The organism is Ruegeria sp. AL2, from assembly GCF_056540845.1.
Genome location: NZ_JBQFXM010000002.1, coordinates 376,043 through 395,467 on the forward strand (window position 1 = coordinate 376,043; position 19,425 = coordinate 395,467).

16 protein-coding genes are annotated in these 19,425 nt (G+C 56.9%); 8 read left to right on the forward strand and 8 right to left on the reverse strand.

The annotated features are described in order from the left end of the window. Positions 1-664: 664 nt before the first annotated feature. The 6 genes from ACR0ID_RS05740 to ACR0ID_RS05765 all read right to left on the reverse strand — a co-directional run bounded on the left by ACR0ID_RS05740 (position 665) and on the right by ACR0ID_RS05765 (position 7,799). Positions 665-1,264: a nucleotidyltransferase family protein gene (locus ACR0ID_RS05740; protein WP_480472395.1), complete on the reverse strand. Its 600-nt coding sequence runs from the start codon at positions 1,262-1,264 to the stop codon at positions 665-667. Positions 1,265-1,295: 31 nt separating this feature from the next. Beyond that, positions 1,296-3,713 (reverse strand): GcvT family protein, encoded by a 2,418-nt coding sequence (locus ACR0ID_RS05745; RefSeq protein ID WP_480604308.1) that lies wholly within the window; start codon positions 3,711-3,713, stop codon positions 1,296-1,298. A gap of 96 nt (positions 3,714-3,809) precedes the next feature. Next, a complete protein-coding gene (locus ACR0ID_RS05750; RefSeq protein WP_480604310.1) occupies positions 3,810-5,117 on the reverse strand; it encodes an HlyC/CorC family transporter in 1,308 nt (435 codons plus the stop codon). Between the two features lie 63 nt (positions 5,118-5,180). Next, on the reverse strand, positions 5,181-6,137 hold the full coding sequence (locus ACR0ID_RS05755; protein ID WP_480604312.1) for a site-specific tyrosine recombinase XerD: 957 nt from the start codon (positions 6,135-6,137) through the stop codon (positions 5,181-5,183). Between the two features lie 2 nt (positions 6,138-6,139). Continuing rightward, a complete protein-coding gene (locus tag ACR0ID_RS05760) occupies positions 6,140-7,660 on the reverse strand; it encodes a hypothetical protein (RefSeq protein ID WP_480604314.1) in 1,521 nt (506 codons plus the stop codon). After that, a complete protein-coding gene (locus tag ACR0ID_RS05765) occupies positions 7,650-7,799 on the reverse strand; it encodes a hypothetical protein (RefSeq protein WP_480472404.1) in 150 nt (49 codons plus the stop codon). The genes ACR0ID_RS05760 and ACR0ID_RS05765 overlap by 11 nt, the downstream gene beginning before the upstream one ends. A 79-nt stretch (positions 7,800-7,878) precedes the next feature. On the opposite strand from ACR0ID_RS05765, the gene ACR0ID_RS05770 reads away from it, so the two are divergent. Next, positions 7,879-8,466 carry a shikimate kinase gene (locus ACR0ID_RS05770; protein ID WP_480604316.1) on the forward strand — a complete coding sequence of 196 codons (588 nt, stop codon included), beginning with the start codon at positions 7,879-7,881 and terminating at the stop codon, positions 8,464-8,466. Further along, positions 8,466-9,578 (forward strand): 3-dehydroquinate synthase, encoded by a 1,113-nt coding sequence (gene aroB, locus ACR0ID_RS05775; protein ID WP_480604317.1) that lies wholly within the window; start codon positions 8,466-8,468, stop codon positions 9,576-9,578. Before ACR0ID_RS05770 ends, aroB begins: the two co-directional genes overlap by 1 nt. Positions 9,579-9,586: 8 nt before the next feature. Here the strand turns inward: aroB and ACR0ID_RS05780 are convergent, their stop codons facing one another. Both ACR0ID_RS05780 and gcvA read right to left on the reverse strand, forming a co-directional pair. Then, on the reverse strand, positions 9,587-10,657 hold the full coding sequence (locus ACR0ID_RS05780) for a site-2 protease family protein (RefSeq protein ID WP_480604318.1): 1,071 nt from the start codon (positions 10,655-10,657) through the stop codon (positions 9,587-9,589). Between the two features lie 803 nt (positions 10,658-11,460). Further along, positions 11,461-12,333 carry a transcriptional regulator GcvA gene (gene gcvA / locus ACR0ID_RS05785; RefSeq protein WP_480604320.1) on the reverse strand — a complete coding sequence of 291 codons (873 nt, stop codon included), beginning with the start codon at positions 12,331-12,333 and terminating at the stop codon, positions 11,461-11,463. 122 nt (positions 12,334-12,455) lie between these two features. Between gcvA and ACR0ID_RS05790 the strand changes: the two genes are divergently transcribed. From ACR0ID_RS05790 to ACR0ID_RS05815, 6 genes are read left to right on the forward strand one after another with little or no spacing between them, the layout of a single operon-like run. Then, positions 12,456-13,163, forward strand: a complete 708-nt coding sequence (locus tag ACR0ID_RS05790; protein ID WP_480476254.1) for an SDR family oxidoreductase — start codon at positions 12,456-12,458, stop codon at positions 13,161-13,163. 28 nt (positions 13,164-13,191) lie between these two features. Then, positions 13,192-14,442 (forward strand): NAD(P)/FAD-dependent oxidoreductase, encoded by a 1,251-nt coding sequence (locus ACR0ID_RS05795; RefSeq protein ID WP_480476252.1) that lies wholly within the window; start codon positions 13,192-13,194, stop codon positions 14,440-14,442. Positions 14,443-14,452: 10 nt separating this feature from the next. Beyond that, complete coding sequence (gene dapA / locus ACR0ID_RS05800) at positions 14,453-15,343, forward strand: 4-hydroxy-tetrahydrodipicolinate synthase (protein ID WP_480476250.1); 891 nt, start codon at positions 14,453-14,455, stop codon at positions 15,341-15,343. Positions 15,344-15,397: 54 nt separating this feature from the next. Continuing rightward, the gene (locus ACR0ID_RS05805) at positions 15,398-16,645 is read left to right on the forward strand and encodes an NAD(P)/FAD-dependent oxidoreductase (RefSeq protein WP_480604321.1); all 1,248 of its coding nucleotides are present in this window, start codon (positions 15,398-15,400) and stop codon (positions 16,643-16,645) included. 13 nt (positions 16,646-16,658) lie between these two features. Continuing rightward, positions 16,659-18,134, forward strand: a complete 1,476-nt coding sequence (locus tag ACR0ID_RS05810; protein ID WP_480604322.1) for an aldehyde dehydrogenase family protein — start codon at positions 16,659-16,661, stop codon at positions 18,132-18,134. Between the two features lie 5 nt (positions 18,135-18,139). Beyond that, positions 18,140-19,153, forward strand: coding sequence for a proline racemase family protein (locus ACR0ID_RS05815; protein WP_480604324.1), 1,014 nt, complete (start codon positions 18,140-18,142; stop codon positions 19,151-19,153). The last annotated feature ends 272 nt before the right edge of the window (positions 19,154-19,425 follow it).

Sequence of the window (19,425 nt, forward strand, 5' to 3'; positions counted from 1 at the left end):
AATTAATAAATCTTAATTTTGCCACAAAGCGGGTGTTTTGTGGTGAAGGACGTTGATCAGGATTCGCCGATTTAACCGAGGAGGTCGAAGGCGAATCGGAGGATTGTTGCCAAAACAGACGTCAAACTTTCAAAAAAGTTGAATTTTCATTGTTTTGTTGACAATGCTTTCACAGAACAGTGGGGAAAAATGCTGCTCTTCCAATGGTTGTGGGCGAGTCCGGGAAACTTCGGGCTTGACGCTGTAACTTTGCCGATAGGCAGCTGAATGGGTGCATAAGTTTGCGCTTAATCCCGAATCGATGATACGTGCACCGGACTTGGATCGCCTATAGGTTGAGCAAGCCTTAGTGCTATGTTGCCTAAAAGCCAAATCGAGGCACGCGAAATTAACCTATTCTTCCAATTTTACGTTGTTTCTAAGGATCGGATAAGTGAGGATGAAATTGCCCAAGTGAGGGGAAGCCAAAAGCGCTAGGGGGCGCTGGCGGCTAACTCAGTTACCGGAAGTTTTAGCGGCGTGTTAACGAGGGGGTCTTGTTTAGGTTTAGCGGCTAGGGAACCAGAGTGTCTTTAAGACCTATTGGTCAAACTTTTGGAATTGTGGAAAGTGGTAGTCCTGTATTGGGCACCGGCCCGGTCGATATCGACCGGGCCGTGTTTATTTAAACGGTGCGTTTCTTGCACCAAGCTGCCCAATCTTCCGGCGTATCCAGATCCAAAACCGCGTTTTGACCGGGCAGGGGTTGCAGGAATACGCCACCTTGTTGTGACCGGACCACCGTCTGCGCGCCGTGATCGCCGTGTAATGCCGAAAGCTTACTGAAAAGCGTCCGATCGAAGATCACCGGGTGCCCGGGCTTTCCATCTGTGGTTGTTCCGCGCCAGATTACATTGTCGGGATGCAACTGGCGTGCTTTCAAGATCGTTCTCAGATCGGTCTGGGTCAGGTCGGGTAAGTCGGCCAGCAAAACCATGACCGCGGGTGCATCAACAGGAAGGTGTTTTATGGCGGTGCGCAAACTGGCATTCATTCCCTCGGCCGCGTCCGGTACGGGAACGGTCTGTACGTCCATTCCTGCAAGAGCATCGTATCTTGGATGCGGGCGCGGTGGCAGGGCGACAAGGACAGGTGCCACGCCACGCGCTAGGGTCGCCGTACGGGTCAGCAGTGGAATGCCATCAATTTGCTGCATAAGCTTGTCCAGCCCGCCCATACGGCTGGAATGACCGGCAGCAAGCAGGATGATGGGGATTTCGGTCATTGCGCCACACTGCTGTCAGTCATGTGTGCTGTCATCCCCTCATGCGTGTGCCATCTGGGTCAAACAAAGGTGTCGAGATAACCTTCGCTTTGCGCATCTGCCCCAGAATCTCGATTTCAACCTCCAGACCATCTTCTATGCGCCCGGACGGCAGAAAGCCCATGGCGACAGATTTCTGCGCAAAATGAGAGTAGCCGCCGGAGGTACAGAACCCAACAACCGAACCATCCAGCCAGATCGGTTCATAGGCGTTGACGTCCGCATCGTCTGTTTCAACCTCGAAGGCTGCCAACTGGCGGATGGTTCCGTTGGCCCGTTCTAATTCCGCTGTATCGCGGCCGATGAAACGGGTGTTTTTGCTGAATGCAATGAACCGATCCAATCCCGTTTCAGCGGCGGTGTAATCCGGCGAATACTCTCGCATCCATGAGCCAAAAAACTTGTCCAGCCGCAGGCTCATCATTGCGCGCATTCCGAACGGAACAATTTCGTGGGGTTGTCCGGCCTCCCACAGCGTCCACCAAAGCTGACGCTGCGCTAAGGGGTCGCAATAGATTTCATAACCAAGATCGCCCGTATAGCTGACACGCTGAACGATACAGTCGGTCATGCCGACAGTCATCCGTCGCACGTTCAGGAAGTTGAAATCCGTCAGGTCGTCTCGTGTGCAGGTCGCCAGAACCTGCGTTGCCTTTGGGCCGGCAATCTGGAAACCGTTCAACCGGTCGCTGATGTTTTTAATTGTTACACCGTCCTGAGCGTTTTGCTGGAACCACCGCATGTGGAAGGCCTGACTGCCATAGGACGCCGTAAGCTGGAATTCAGTGTCACTCAGGCAGGAAACCGTGAAATCGCCGATTAGCTTGCCCTTGTGCGACAGCATCGGGGTCAAAGACAGCCGACCAGGTTTCGGAATGCGACCAGCCATGATCTGGTCCAGCCAGTTCCGAGCATTGGGTCCGGTGATGCGGTATTTGCCGAAATTGTGGACCTCGTTGATACCTACAGCTTCACGCACCGCCCGCACTTCGCGCCCCGTCGCCTCGAACGCGTTCGAGCGGCGGAAGGATGGCGTTTCAAATCCCGGCTCGTCTTCCTGCGCAAAATAGTTTGGCACTTCAAGGCCGTATTGCTGCCCCCAAACCGCGCCAAGATCGCTGAAGATGTCATACATTGGTGTTGTGCGGTTGGGGCGTGCGGCGGGCAGTTCTTCGTTCGGATAGGCAACGCTGAAGCGTTTCTGATAATTCTCGATGACTTTGGGGCGGGTATAACCTGGGCTGATCCAGTCGCCGAAGCGGGCAACATCCATGGCAAACACGTCGCGCTCTGGCTCGCCTTCGATCATCCACTGCGCCAGCGTCAGGCCAACGCCGCCACCCTGACTGAACCCGGCCATGACACCGCAGGCCGACCAGTAGTTGCGCATTCCGGGTACAGGGCCGACCAGCGGGTTTCCATCTGGGGCAAAGGTAAACGGCCCATGGATCACCGATTTTATCCCGGCCTCAGCCAGCACGGGAAAGCGGCGATAGGCGAATTCGATACTGTCGGTGATCTTGTCATAGTCATCGGGCAGCAACTCGTGCCCGAAATCCCACGGGGTGCCGTCTACTGCCCAAGGCTTGCAGGGTTGTTCATAGAACCCGATGCACAGACCACGCCCTTCCTGCCTTAAATAGCTTTCACCCGCCGGATCCATGACATGCGGATGCTCGCCACCCGCATCAATGATCGCTTCGATCTGGGGGATCGCGTCTGTGACAAGGTATTGATGCTCCATCGGGTGCAGGGGGAAATAGACACCCGCCATGGCACCAACTTCGCGTGCCCAAAGCCCGCCCGCATTAACAATGTGTTCGGCATGGATTGTGCCTTTGTCGGTGACGACATCCCAGCTTCCATCGGGGCGCTGGTTGGTTTCACGCACCATGCAATGGGTTTCAATCGTAGCGCCGCCCATTCGCGCGGCCTTGGCATAGGCATGGGTGGTGCCTGACGGGTCCAAATGACCATCCAGCGGATCGTAAAGAGCGCCGATAATTCCGTCGATGTTCGTAATGGGCGCGATCTTTTTGATTTCTTCCGGGCCGACGATTTCTGTCTCAAGCCCCATGAACCGATGCTTGGCGCGTTCGGCCAGCAGCATATCAAACCGGTCCTGATTGTCGGCCAGTGTCACACCGCCCACGTGGTGCAGGCCACAGGACATGCCGGTGATCTGTTCCAGTTCTTTATACAGCCTGATCGTGTAGCCCTGTAGCGCCGCCATGTTGGTGTCGCCGTTGAGGGTGTGAAACCCGCCTGCTGCATGCCAGGTCGAGCCGCTGGTCAGTTCGGACCGTTCCAGCAACATGACGTCCGACCACCCAAGCTTGGTCAGGTGATAAAGAACCGAACACCCGACAACGCCGCCACCAATGACGGCCACCTGGCATGTGTTTTTCATCCGCTCCTCCTTTTCTGGTAGGACGGTGCAGATCAACGATTAAGCATTCTGTCATACGAGCGACAGAGCGCGTCGTTTTTGTCTTGCGTCCAAACCCTATAAGGGCCGCACTTTCAGGGCTGTGATACGATTGCCTTCGCGTGCTGTGACCTCGAACCGGAAGCCATGGAACGAAAATACTTGCCCAACAACCGGGATCATCTGGGCTTCGTGGATGACCAGACCAGCAAGAGTGTTGGCCTCTTCATCCGGTAGCGACCAGTCCAGCGCACGATTGGCGTCACGAATGGTCATCGCGCCTTCGACAAGGAATTGGCCATCATCCGTCCGCATGACCGGCACCTCTTCGGCGATATCGAATTCATCGGCGATTTCGCCCACAATTTCTTCGAGAATATCCTCAAGCGTGATCAGGCCACGCAATGAGCCATATTCGTCTACGACCAGCGCAAAATGAGCGTGCATTCGCAGAAACTCGCGCATCTGGTCATCCAGAGTTGTGGTCTCTGGAACGAAATAAGGGGCATTCGCGACTTTGCCGATGTCAAAGCTGGCCAGACGGTCGGTGCCGCCGTCGCTGCTGCCAGCCTGTGCATACATCGCGCGGAACAAATCCTTGGCGTGAACAACGCCAACAATGTTCTCCTGCTCGTCCCTGAAAACAGGCAGACGAGTGTGAGGGCTTTCAAGACATTGCCTCAGGATAGCTTCGGGTGGGGCGTTCGCATCGATCATCTCGATGTTGGAACGGTGGAGCATGATCTCTTCCACCGTGCGGTCGCCCAGATCCAGCGCGCCGAGGATGCGGTCGCGATCTTCTTTTTCAACAACCCCTTCTGAATGGCCCAGTTGCAGGGCGCCTGCGATTTCTTCGCGCACGGCCAGAATGTTGCTGTCAGGATCGATCTGAACTCCGAACAAACGCAATACGCCACGCACCAGCAACCGCACGGTTGCGACGACAGGCGAAAACACCGTCACGACCACGCTGATGATCGGCGCAACGGCCGCAGCGGCCTTTTCGGAATTGGTGATGGCGTATGTCTTGGGCAGAACTTCGGCAAAGATCAGCACCAAAAAGGTCATGACCAGTGTCGCCAATGCCACGCCGCTTTCGCCAAAAAGACGTGTGAACAACGCCGTCGCCAGTGACGCAGCCAGAATGTTGACGAGGTTGTTGCCCAGCAGAACCGACCCGATCAGACGTTCGTTGTCGTCGGTGATTTCCAGCGCCTTTTTAGCCCCGCGCGATCCCTTGTCGGCCTGAGCGCGCAGTTTCCCCCTTGATGAGGCGGTCAGCGCCGTTTCCGAGCCCGAGAAAAATCCGGACAGGATAAGCAGAAACAGGATAGCGCCGGTCGTAAACCAGAATGCGCCGTCGATCATAGAAGGTAAGGGTTCCATTGGTCCTTGATAGGTTAGTGTACTGCATCCGTTATGGGGACGTCGCTCCGCTGGATCAAGGTCTTAGCCTTTGTCCTCATTGCGGTCTTTGCTCAGCGGGTGATGTTGCAACACCAGTTCCGCCAGACGTTCATCCAGAACATGCGTATAGATTTCGGTCGTCGCCACGTCTGCATGACCCAATAACGTCTGGATCGATCTCAGATCAGCACCATTGGCCAGCAGATGCGTAGCGAATGCATGGCGCAGCGTGTGTGGTGTGACTTTTTCAGAAGAAACACCGCCGCGTACAGCCAGCTCTTTCACCAGAAAAAAGAACCTGTGCCGTGTCAGATGACCGGACTTACCGCGTGATGGGAACAGAAAGCGCGAGCGTTGAGCGCCTTTTTCCACGGCCAGATCCTCGGCCTCGTCCCGCGCGGTCAGCCACGCGGCCAGCGCATCCCGGGCCGGGGGCGACAGGGGGACCATTCGCTCCTTCCCCCCTTTGCCCAGCACCAGCAGCATCCGGGGATCGCCACGGGCCGAGGAGACTGGCAGGGAGACAAGTTCAGTCACCCGCATTCCGGTGGCGTACAAAACCTCCATCAGGCAGGTGTTTCTTAGCCTGTCAGCTTCGTTTCTCCCGGTTTTTCGGGCGGCCTCCAATAAACGATCAACTTCGGGCACATCCAGCGTCTTGGGCAGCCGTTTCTGCCGGCCGGGACCTTTGATCTGAATGGCAGGATTGGCTGCGCGCCAGCCTTCCTCGAAGGCAAACCGGTACAGCTGCTTTATAGCAGACAAACGCCGTGCGCGGGTCGAAAGTGACAAGCCCTGTGCATCGCAGTCGATCAGGTAGGCTTCGATCAGGTCGCGATCTGCCTGATCAAATCCGGATTTCTTGCGGTCCAGCCATTCGGCAAAATCTTTCAGGTCGCGCCCATAAGCCAGCAGCGTATTGGTCGCAGCGCCAAGCTCTGCCGCCTGCGCCTGCAAGAACGTTGAAATCCACAGTGCATCCGATGCTGGAGAGCCCATGATCAACGCTTTTGCAGGATCAAAAGGGACAGGGCCGCACGTCGCGCGGTGTCTTCCAGCCCAACGCGCCGGAATGTTGCAATTGCCGCTGTCAGGTCCACCAGATTGCCCCGCGCGCCATGTGCAAACAATTGCATGGCTTCAATTATGGCTTCGCCCAACTGACCGTTGGTCAGCAACGCATCAATGTCGCCTGGCACAGGCGCTGCCCATTCGAACCCCTGAGCGACGGCATCAGCCAAAGGGGACGGGGAAACCGCGCGCCCGGGATCGCCTTGTGCCAAAGCGGCAAGAAACCGGGTTTCGTTCGATGTGTCAGGTGTTGACAAGGCGGCCTGTTCGTAAAGCCCGGACAACATCAGAATACGCCAGCGCAGGTTTTCGGTGGCAGCAACCGGTAATGTGACAGTCGACAAGCGCTCGGCGAACAGTTCGGCAAACGGAACCTCAAGCCCGACACCACGCATCTGTTGCCAGACCGGCTGCAAGGTCTTTCCTATCGCTTCCGCGTTCCCGGTGTCCAACGCGCTTTCAAAACGCTGAACGGCGGCCACTCGATCCCAGACAGCACCTGAGGCCGCCGGGTCACGCTCAGTATAAAGGCCCAGCAGCTGATTGGGGGTTAATGCGCCAATGCGGGTAAGCCGTTCCGCTGCTTCGATCTGTGCCTTCCAACCTGCGACATCGCGCAGATCCGCATTGGCAAACGCCCGTGGCAGCGGAGCGGAGGGAAGTCGTTCGCCAATTGCCTCAAACAAACGGAACGTCAGGGGATCAGGGTTCTCCGGCTGCGGCAGGTAAGCTGCGCCTTCATACAGTTCCGGGCTAAGGAAACGGTCCAGAACTGCCAGATCCTCGGGTGGAAGGATTTCAAGCGCATGCGCTGCCTCAAGGGTCAGCGCGGCTGAAGCCCAATCCCCGCGGCGGGCCTTGCAGAAAATCTGAGCCGCATAGTCCCGCGAAAGATGCGGTTCGGCAATAAGGGCGGTACAACTGCGATCCTCATCCCCGGTCAAAAGCGTCGCATCGAACCAGCGCTTGAAACGGTCTTGCGTGTCAGTAGGTCCGGCCAGTTGAACAAGCGATTGCGCCGGATCAGCGGCACCCAGTTGCATCAACCGATCCAGCCGCGCCAGTAAAAGGGTTTCTTCGGCCAGAGGCCCTGACGGCGCGCGTGTTTCAGACAAGAGTAACGTGAACAACAATCGCTGCATCGCCGGGTTGTCACGCACGTGGACGTCGGCGATCAGTTCGGCCAAGCGATCCGCATCGCTGCCTTGCCAAAGGTCGACGGGCAGGCCAGTGACAGAGGACGAAACAAGGCCCAGCGGCTGCGACAGCGCTTCAAGCGAAGTCACCTCAATTCCTGGCAAAGTGCCATCTTGCGTGACCGGTGGTTCCAGCAGAACGGTTCCCGGCAGGTTTTCCGGCGGGTCTGTCAGCCATTCGATGGCGGATAAGGGTTCCTGCGCATGTGCCGACCCGGCCAGTGTGATTGCCAAAAGCAGTTGCTTAGTTGACATCCAGTACAACCGGCTCGCGAATTTCACTTTGAGGCGCAGAGAAATCCACACCAAAGAATGGACCGACATAGGCATAGGCAACCAGCCCGATGAATACCAGGCACAGAACATATATCAGGAATTTGATCAGACGGCTCATGGCGTCACGCTGCCTCAATTTTTGGTTTTGACCAAGTTATAACTGGCATTTTTCCCAAGATCACGTCATTCACGGTGAAATGAGCGAAATTAAGCATAACACGCACTCAGCGGACGCGCAGACCCGATTTGCTCTGCACAAAACCGTGGTTCTGGTGGGGATGATGGGGGCTGGTAAGACTGCCGTGGGCCGCGCTTTGGCCGCGCGTCTGGGTGTTCCCTTTCTGGATAGTGATGCCGAAATCGAATCAGCCGCCAACATGACCATCCCCGAAATCTTTGAGCGGGACGGGGAGTCGTTTTTTCGCACCAAGGAAACACAGATCATCAGCCGCCTGCTGGACGAGAAAAAAGGCATCCTTTCAACGGGTGGCGGGGCGTTTCTTCAGCCCGACAACCGGCGTATGATCACCTTGCGCGGGGCGTCTGTCTGGCTGCGGGCAGACCTGAAAGTTTTGTGGAGCCGAGTTCGCCACAAGGACACGCGCCCGCTGCTGCGCACTGCTGATCCTTATGCGACATTGAAAGCCCTCTACGAGGCGCGTGTTCCGGTTTACGCCGAGGCAGATTTGATCGTGGATTCGGATGGCGAAACTTCGATCGAGAATATGGTGGACCGGGTTGTCGACGCCTTGTTGGCGCGCCCTGATGTTTTGGAAATCAGATAATGCATCAAACAGTAAACGTTGAACTTGGAGACCGGTCGTATGACGTTGAGATCGGTCCGGATCTTCTGGCGCGCGCAGGCGATTGGATTACACCGCTATTGGCGCGCCCCAAGGTGGCCGTCCTGACAGATGAGAACGTCGCTGACCTGCATCTGGACGCGCTACGTGAGGGTCTGAAAGCCGCCGGAATCGAAATGTCCGCGCTGGCCTTACCCGCCGGTGAGGCAACCAAAAGCTGGCCTCATTTCGAACGCGCGGTTGAGTGGCTGTTGGCTGAAAAGGTTGAACGCAGCGACGTTGTTGTGGCCCTTGGTGGCGGCGTAATTGGTGATCTTGCCGGCTTTGCCGCAGCCGTCCTGCGCCGAGGTGTTCGGTTCGTGCAAATCCCCACGTCTTTGCTGGCGCAGGTCGACAGCTCCGTCGGAGGGAAAACAGGGATCAACGCCCCTCAGGGGAAGAACCTTATCGGCGCTTTTCATCAGCCATCGCTGGTTCTGGCCGATACATCTGTGTTGCAGACCATGACCCAGAGGGACTTTCTTTCAGGGTATGGCGAGGTGGTGAAATACGGCTTGCTTGGGGATGCTGATTTCTTTGAATGGCTTGAGGCGAACGGGCAAAGCGTGTCCTCGGGTGACTTGGCCGCGCGGGTGCGTGCGGTAACCCGCTCGGTTCAGATGAAAGCCGATATCGTGGCCCGGGACGAAACCGAACAAGGTGACCGCGCCCTGCTGAATCTGGGACACACCTTCTGTCATGCCTTGGAGGCTGCCACTGGTTATTCGGACCGTCTTTTGCATGGCGAGGGCGTGGCCATCGGCTGTGCACTTGCGTTCGAGCTTTCGTCCCGCCTTGGGCTGTGTTCACAAGAAGACCCAAGCCGGGTACGCGCGCATCTGCGGGCAATGGGTATGAAAACGGATCTGGCTGATATTCCGGGCGAATTGCCAAGTGCCGAGTCACTGGTGGATCTGATGGGGCAGGACAAAAAGGTCGTGGACGGCCAGCTGCGGTTTATCCTGGCCCGCGGAATTGGTCAGGCTTTTGTGACCTCGGATGTGCCGAAGGATGCGGTCTTATCGGTTCTGTCGGACGCTCTCGCCCCGGTGTGACGCAGGGGTTAACGACCCTGAATGACCATCAGCTCGCCGATGTTTTCGCGGGTTATGTAACCGATCATACGACCGCCATGGCTCAGAACTGCAATCGCCGGCGCACCATTGTGCAGGTGTTCCAGTACGTCCTCAAGGCCGGTTGTCAGCAAGACTGTGGGAACGTCAGCATCCATGATCGAGGTCGCGGGCGCAGTTCTGGGCTGGTCGCTTGCCAGAGCGGTGAACAGGCGTTCGCGTGTCACAAAGCCCAGCAAAGTGTGATTTGGGTCCAGTACCGGAAACTCGTGCTGTGTGGTGTGAATGACGGCTTGCGCAGCTGTGCTTAGCGTATCGCTGGGGGACAGGGCATGAAATTCAGTGATCATCGCGTCACGAGCCAGAACACGGCGGACCGCGGATCGCAAAGCGACATCCTGGCTTTCTGCATTCGCTGCAAAGAACACGAATACGGCGATCAATACCAGAATTGGATTGCCGGAGCTCAGCCCTAGAAATCCAAACCCGACAGCGACAATCTGGCCACCAACCGCTGCAATTCGGGTGGCTTTGACGCGATTCATGCGCAAACACAGAAGGGCGCGAAAAACGCGGCCTCCATCCATTGGGAAGGCCGGGATCAAGTTGAAGATGGCCAAAAGCAGATTGATATAGGCCAGCTTGTCCAAAATCCTCACATTTGGTGATTCCAATTGCGCGAGGGTCTCAAGCGGCATCCCTGCACCAAGCACGGCAAGGCCTATGAAGATAGCGATATTCACTGCCGGACCCGCAAGCGCCACCAGAACCTCTTGCATCGGTTTTTCCGGCATTCTCTCAAGTCGGGCCAGGCCACCGATGGGCAGAAGGGTGATGTCGGGGGTTTTGATACCATAGCGCCGCGCCATAAGAGCGTGACCGAACTCATGCGCGACAACGCAGGCAAACAGGGCCAGAACAAAGAGAAGGTTCTCAATCGCGGCTGGCAGGCCACCGGTCGAGAATGCGGCAAAACCGACCCAAGCCAGCAGCAGAAAAAAGGTGACATGGACCCTCAGTTCGGAACCGAGCAATCGGCCGAGAGAGAAGGACCATGTCATATTGTTACTCCGCTTTGGTTAGAACGGTTGTGTTGACCATGATAAGTGTAAACTGTGGCAGTGGTCATGATTTCAAAGGTTATAGCGGCTCCAGTTCTCTCCGCTCGGAGCAGCGATGTAAACTTTGACCGGAAATTCTGCGAAAATGCCACTGAAAGTTTACAATCTTGAAGCAACTGTGGCACCAGCTGAAAAAGCTCAGCTTTGTACGCCAAAGCTCTTTGCGTCAATTTCGGTTCACACAGCATCCAAATCACCCAACCTGTCTTGGGACTTCTCGATGTACCCTAAAGTCGACCATAATCAAGCAACCTTCGGTTTTGCTCAACAGAAGTATGGGGTGGCACTATAACGACCATCGCGTACCCCCTTTGAACTCGTCGATTCCTCCGCCAACTGTAGGTTTGAGTAACTCCTTGCACTGCGGCGCATGACAATGCGGGGAAAATTCGTTTATATTTTCAAAAACTTTGCACTCGTTTCGACCATAACTTAGCGCTTCAATTTTCAGAAGTTTTTCGCATGTAGCAAGCGTTCGTGATCGACGAAGTTCGCCCCTCCTATCGAAACTTCCGAAAGAGGCGATCCCGCACATAGCCGTCGTTCGACCTTGATCACCATCGCTGCCGTGCGGCTCATCAGAGGAGACATTCGCTGCGCGAGCAAAGCTCGAAGACAGGCGGAGTTCAGAAGAGCGAACAATGCTGTCGATTGCAAAGAAGGTGAGAAAGTCGGGGAACCATCGCGCGCCACAATTGCTTTAGAACGAAACGGCGGACATGAGTGCTCTTCCGCCCTGCGACCTACGCTTGTTCCTTCAACCAATTCCTGACTGTTGCCACAACTTCAGGTTTCCTGGGGGCTCGAGGGGCCACCACGTAATATCCCTCTTCCGTCGTCACCGAGAAATCGAACGGCTGGCAAAGCCGGCCAGATTGAAGATCAGCTTCGACAAATTCCCGGTTCGTCAGCGCCACGCCTTGTCGGGCAATTGCAGCATCAATCGCGAGCGACGTTTGGCTGAACGCCATTGTCTTGAGAGCCGAAACAGGCTGATCGCCAAGTGCGGCTTCGAGAAACAGGGGCCATTGGCCATGAGTGTCTTCCAGCAGTACCTGGGTCAACAGGTCTTGTGGGGAACGGATCGAGTTCGAGCCATCGGCAAGGTCCGGATGGCAGACCGCAATCAGCTCTGCATTGAACAGCAGCTCCGCCAGAAGGCCCGGCCCGAAGGGGGGCTTGCCCTGACGGATCGCAATGTCGACTCCATCTGTCTGGAAATTCGCAAGCGCGTTCGATGCGTCCATGCGAACGCGAATCTCGGGGTGATCCAGGGCAAGTGTCCCCAGTTTTGGCACCAGCCACTTTGTTGCAAAAGAGGGGGTTGAGCTGATTGTCACCACGGTGTCCTGAGGCGACAGATTGGCTGTTGCTTCGGCCATCATCTCGAAGGCGCGGCGGATCGGGGGAAGGTATTTCCGGCCTTCATCCGTCAATGACAATCCGCGGGCTTGTCGTTCAAACAGTTTGATTTTCAACAACTCTTCAAGCGCGCGCACCTGTTGCGCAACGGCACCCTGGGTGACACCAAGCTCTTCCGCCGCAAGCCGGAAATTTAGATGACGCCCCGAAGCCTCGAAAGCCTTCAAAGAGTTCAATGGTGGTAGCTTGCGCATGTTACTTGCTCCAAGGGAGTAGAATTTCTACAGCGTTAAGACAGAATTACTGATTGGTCAAATGCTGTGATAGGCCCGATGTTGGACCCAGACGGATACAACGAGGTTCACGGAGACGGAAAATGGCTGACAAGAAAGTAGCGATCATTATGGGCGGCGGCAGCGGCATGGGAGCAGACAGCGCCCGTCGGCTTGCGGCTGACGGCTTCAATGTCGCCATTCTGTCTTCGTCGGGCAAGGGCGAGGCTCTGGCACAGGAATTGGGCGGTATCGGCGTGACCGGCACCAACAAATCCAGCGCGGACATGCAGAAGCTCGTCGATGCGGCCATGGAGAAATGGGGTCGCGTCGATGTGCTGGTCAACTCGGCCGGTCACGGTCCGCGGGCGCCGGTGCTGGAAATCAGCGACGGCGACTGGCATGAGGGCATGGAGGTTTACTTCCTGAACTCTGTACGTGCCACGCGGATTGTAGCGCCGATTATGCTTGAACAGAAGTCGGGCACGATCATCAACATCTCGACCTTTGCCGCGTTTGAACCCGATGCGGTTTTCCCGACCTCGGGCGTGATGCGAGCGGGGCTTGCGGCCTATACCAAGCTGTTTGCGGACAAATACGCCGCCGACAACGTTCGTATGAACAACGTCTTGCCGGGCTTCATCGACAGCCTGCCGGAAAACCCGGATTTCCTGGCGAAGATCCCAATGGAGCGGTACGGCAAATCGTATGACGAAGTTGCCGCGACCGTGGCTTTCCTGGCCTCGGAAGGCGGCGCCTATATAACTGGCCAGAACATCCGCGTGGATGGCGGCATTACACGCTCGGTCTGATCCGAGTTCCAGCGCGAAAGACAAAATCATGAAACCGACTTCGAAAGACTCCTCTTGGGAGATGGATCTCCCTGTGTTTTCAGCAACCCCGAAGCATGATGCCTATGACGTCGTGATTATCGGCGGTGCCACGATGGGGGCCTGCACTGCGTGGTTTCTGGCCTCGAATCCTGACTTCAAGGGCAAGGTTCTTGTGGTTGAGCCCGACCCGACCTTCTCAAAGGCCCAGACCGGGGCCTCGAACAACTGCATGCGCCAGCAGTTTGCCAACCCAATCAACGTGAAGATTGGGCAGTACGCGGCAGAGTTCGTGCGCGATTTTCGCAAAAACCTGGGCGGTGACCCGAAGGTGCCCGAACTCAGCATCCGCAACTTCGGTTATCTCTATCTCTCTGACTCCCCGGATTTGACCAAGGTTCTGCAACGGGACCAAAGCGTTCAGGAGGAATGTGGTGCAGGCACCAAAATGGTGGCGCCCGAAGAGATTGCGGCAGCGTATCCGTTCTACAACCTCGATGACATCGAAGCGGGCAGCCTGAACACCGTCGACGAAGGCTATTACAACGCCCCTCTGATGATCGAATGGCTTATCAAAAAGTCGGTCGAAGGCGGTGTCGACTATGTTCAGAACACAGTCACCGCGATCACGCGCGACCGCAACAAGGTAACCGGCGTGACCCTCGCCACAGGCGAAGTCATTGCGGCGGGCGCCATCGTCAATGCCGCAGGAACCCGTGCCGGAACGATCGCCGGTATGGCCGGTGTCAAACTCGATATTCAAGCCAAGCGGCGCTATACGTTCATTTTCCGCGCCAAAAAACCGCTGGATCGCGACCTGCCCCTGACCATCGACCCGACAGGCGTGCATTTCCGACAATTCGGCGATGATTACCTGGTTGGCTGTCCGCCTCTGGGCGAGGATGCAACCGTCGACCCAGACGACTTTTCGGCAGAGGAAACCATCTGGGAAGACAAGGTTCACCCGATCATCCGCAACCGTATTCCACAGTTCAAGGATGTTGAAGTCATCGACTATTGGATTGGGCACTACGATTTCAACACGTTCGATTTCAACGTGGTGATAGGTCCGCATGACGAGGTGTCGAATTTCCATTTTACCAACGGATCATCAGGGCATGGATCGCAACAAGGCCCCGCAGTAGGTCGGGGTGTCGCCGAGCAAATCATCTATGGCGAATTTCGTTCGATGGACCTGTCACCGTTTCTCTATGAGCGCTTTGCCAAAGGCGAACGCGTCATCGAACGCGCCGTAATCTGAGGAAGTTGATATGAGCTACAATGTGAAACTCTCGGGTGTCATGCCCGCCTTGGTCACACCGTTTGATGCGGCGAACAAGATCGACTTTGACGCCTTCGAAACCCTCCTGACCCATTTCCGGGATGCGGGCGTGACGGGCTGGGTGCCAAATGGCTCGACCGGCGAATATTTCAGCCAGTCGACCGAGGAACGGCAGCAGGTTCTGCAATTCGTCAAGGAGTTCGCCAACGATGACGAGATTCTGATCGCCGGCACCAACGCGCCCGCTACACGGCAAGTGATCGAACAGACCGCCATGGCCAAGGAGATCGGCTATGACAACGTGCTGTTGGCGCCGCCTTTCTACACCCGTCCGACGCAGGACGAACTGATCAGGCACTATGAAACTGTGCTGGCCGAGGTTGATGTGAATCTGGTGCTTTACAGTTACCCGGCCAAGGACGGCAGCGATATCAGTTTCGAGCTGATGGATCACTTCGCAGACAACCCGCGTGTCATCGGAATCAAGGAGAGCTCGGGTGTGTTGCAGCGCGCAATCGATATTGCCACTCGGTATGAAGGCAAGATCCAACTGATCTCAGGCTCGGACGACATCGCTTTGGACTTTATGTTCTGGGGCGCGGACAGCTGGATTTGCGGCCCGTCGAATTTCCTGGCCAAAGCCTGCTGCGATCTGGATCGCGCCTACAAGGCGGGTGAGCTGACCAAGGCAAAGGAAATCATGGCCAAGCTGTACCGTGCGATGAACATCCTCGAAAGCGGCAAGTTTGTGCAAAAGATTAAGTATGGTTGCGAACTGCAGGGCTTGCCGGTGGGCGAATGCCGTGCACCTCTGGGTCCGCTGACCAATGAAGAAAAGGCCGCTTTGAAAGAGGCGTTGGAGCCGATCCAGGCCATGTGACTCTTGTGCTTGGGGTGGCCGCCGCCCCAAGTCCAGCATTTTAGGTAGCGTGCCATGAGCACATCAACTGCAACAACCACAATTGTCATCGGGGCCGGAGTGATCGGCGCCGCCATCGCCTATGACCTGCAGAAGCGAGGGCGAAACGTGACGCTGATCGACCGGGACGCTCCCGGTTCAGGTGCATCCTTCGGCAACATGGCGTCGATTGCGGTGAGTGAATTCATGCCCGTGGCGCGCCCCTCGACATGGAAGCAGATTCCCGGCTGGATGATGGACCCGGAAGGACCGATCCGGGTCAGTCCGCGCTACATGCCGCGTCTGATCCCTTGGTTCATCCGCTTTTTGGCTGCAAGCCGCCCGTCCACTGTTAGGCGATTGGAAGCGGCGGGCGCGGCGCTTTGTCAGCATTCATTGGCGGACACGCAGAGCCTGATGGCCGAAATTGGCATGGAGGAGCAGCTGTCGCAAACAGGGTGCCTATCCCTTTACGCCAATGAGGCCGAGTTCCAGGCTGACCGCGAACGCATCGATATGTTGGAACGGTTTGGCTTCGACTATGAGGTGTTGGACGCCGCGGCCATCCGTATTCTCGAGCCGGAAATTACCCATCAGATAACCAAAGCCATCCTACTGCCAGACAATCGAACTTTGGCGGATCCCTTTAAGTTCGTGGAGCGGCTTGTAGAGCGTTTCGAAGGCTTGGGCGGTATCGTACGCCGCGCTGATGTGACCGGATTTGAACGCAGCGCCCGGATAACCGGTGTTCAATTGGGCGTCGCGCGTCTGCAAGCCGACGAAGTGGTTCTTTGCGCGGGCGCCTTCACATCGCGGCTCTCTAAGCTGTTGGGTGAACCAATGCCCCTGGAGACTGAGCGTGGCTACCACACCCAGATGCTGGCGCCGGGGATCGACATGGCGCATTCCATCATCTGGCCTGCAAAAGCCTTCATGGTCAGCCCGACGGCAGGCGGCATTCGAGTGGGTGGTACAGTTGAAATGGCAGGGTTGGCTGCCGCTCCGGACTATCGCCGTGCCAAGATCACAGTGCGTCGGGCGCGTGAGGCCTTGCCGAACCTACAAGTCGAAGACTTCACCGAATGGATGGGCCACCGACCGGCCTTTCCCGACACTGTTCCGGTCATGTCAGCCTCGGCCAAGACCCCCGGCGTGTTCTATGCCACAGGGCATGGGCATCTGGGGCTTACCTATGCTGCGACGTGCGCTCATCTGATGGGCGATCTGATCACCGGAGATCGGCCAGCCATTGACATGTCCCCATACCGAATTGACCGTTTCTGAAGGAACTCAAGCCATGCAAAATCAGCTGTTCATAAATGGCGAGTGGGTTGCGCCCGCATCTGGCCAAATGTTCGACGTGGTCGACCCCTCTGACTGCACTGTGTTTCATCGGGTTGCGGCTGGCAGTGCCGTCGATGTGGATGCTGCAGTGAAAGCCGCTCGCACAGCTTTCGACAAGGGGCCGTGGCCGCGGATGAGCGGCGCAGAACGTGCCGCCATCTTGCGCAAAATGGGCGACGAGATCACCGTCCGCACGGATGAACTTGCGCGCATCGAAGTGCGTGACAACGGCAAACCTTTACCCGAGGCTGTTTGGGACATCGAAGACACCGCAGGGTGCTTCAATTCCTACGCAGACTTGGCGGAGCGGTTCGACAACAATTCCGAAGAAGAAATCATCCTGCCGATGGATGAGTTCAAATCCAAAGTTGTCAGAGAGCCGATAGGTGTGGCTGGAGCAATAATCCCGTGGAACTTCCCGATGCTCATGGCCGCATGGAAAGTGGCACCGGCATTGGCAGCAGGATGTTCGATGGTTTTGAAGCCGTCGGAATTGACGCCGCTTACGGCACTGGAACTGGGTGTGATCGCGCAAAAAGCGGGGCTGCCAGAGGGTGTGTTGAACATCGTGACCGGCTTTGGCCCTGACGCAGGCCAACCCCTCACCGAACATCCGGGCGTCGACAAACTGGCGTTTACGGGCTCGGTGCCGACCGGTTCCCGCATCATGGCCACCGCCGCGCGGGACATCAAAACCATCTCGCTGGAGCTGGGCGGTAAATCCCCATTGGTGGTGTTCGAGGATGCCGATATCGCCGAGGCGGTTGAATGGATCCTGTTCGGGATTTTCTGGAATCAGGGCGAAGTCTGCTCGGCCACCAGCCGGGTTCTGATCCACGAAAAAATCTACCCGGAACTGATGGAGCGGCTGATCACCGAGACCTGCAAGATCAGGATCGGGCATGGGCTGGATGACGGTGTTTTGCTTGGACCTCTGGTCAGCCCATCGCAGCACGACAAGGTGTTGGCGGCCATCGCGAAGGGCAAGACCGAAGCCACCCTCGTCACCGGAGGCGGTGTGCCGGAGGGGTTGGAATATGGCTGCTATGTCGAGCCCACCATCTTCACTGATGTGCCAACAGACGCTTGGATCTGGAACGAGGAAATCTTTGGTCCGGTGGTCTGCATCCGCCGGTTCTCAACTGAAGAAGAGGCCGTGGACCTGGCCAATGGCTCGCGCTTTGGTCTGGGCGCGGCGGTTCTGTCCAATGATCTGGACCGTGCAGAGCGCGTTGCGCGCGCCTTTCGCGCCGGGATCGTCTGGATAAACTGCTCGCAGCCGACGTTCACCGAGGCGCCCTGGGGTGGCTACAAACAATCGGGGATAGGCCGGGAACTGGGGGAATGGGGGTTTAACAACTACCTCGAGACCAAACAGATCACCACATATGACCGCTCGGCCCCCTGGGGCTGGTACATCAAGGAGTAAGGCACATGCGCTGGAAACGCACGCTGCAGACCGTCGATGTTCATTGTGCAGGGGAAATCGGGCGGGTCATCACCGGGGGCTTTCTGAACATTCCCGGTGACACAATGGCGGCCAAGCTGGCCTATATCAACGAAGTCGATGACAGCCTGCGCCGCTGGCTCTGCTCCGAACCGCGTGCGGCGGCAAATCATTCCTTTGTATTGATCCCTCCGGCCTGTCACCCGGAGGCAGATTTCGGGATGATCGTGCTTCAGACAGATCAAGCCCATGCCATGTCCGGCTCAAATTCCATGTGTGCAGTGACCGCCATCCTGGAAACCGGAATGATGGAGATGGTTGAGCCGGAAACCGTGGTGACATTGGATACCGCCGCCGGGCTGGTGCGGGCGACAGCGACCTGCCATGACGGCAAGGTCACAGGTGTCAGCCTGGACATGCCAGCCTCGTTCGTGGCCGCTTCTGACGTGGTTGAAACCGAACGCTGGGGTCCTGTGGCTTTTGACCTGTGCTATGGCGGCGTGTTCTACGCCTTGGTTGATGTGGATCTGGTTGGTATGACGATTGCCCCGGAAAACGCGCGTGCCCTTGCCGAAGCAGGGGTTGTCCTGCGCGACCAGATTGCCGAAGTAGCGCATGTCGTACATCCTGAGATCGCCGAGGTGCACGGGCTGGCCTATGTCATGTTCCGCTCGCGAGAAGAGGACGGGGCGATGCGCCATTGCACGACTTTGAAACCGGCGCGCGCCGACCGGTCGCCCTGTGGGACCGGCACCAATTCCACGATGGCGGTGCTGCACGCAAGGGGAGAGATCGCAAAAGGCGATCAGATCACCACCAGATCGATAATCGGCGGGGAATTTCGCGCCGAACTGATTGGAACGGCACAAATCGGCCCTTACCAGGGAAGCCGGGTGCGGGTGACCGGGCAGTGCTGGATCTATGGCGTGTCCCAGATCGGGTTGGACCCTTGTGATCCCTTCCCAAGCGGATTTATCCTGTCAGACACTTGGGGCGGTTGACGCACATCAGCCGAGGGCGACTTTTCGAATACCGCCTTTCGCCGCGCGCAGCATTGTGCGAATTGGGCTTCTTGCAGTCGTTGGCGCAGGTACAGGATCAGATCGTAGTTAAATCTTGCTGGGATGAGGACGGCCCAAAACGGTCACTCGTTGGACCCTCCCATTCTGCGGTACGGCCCCCTATTTTGTTGAAAAACTCGGGCTTGATCGGTTGGTAAGTTGCTGATTCAATTCTTCCTAAAGGGAGGGATCAGCCATGATGGGACCGAGAC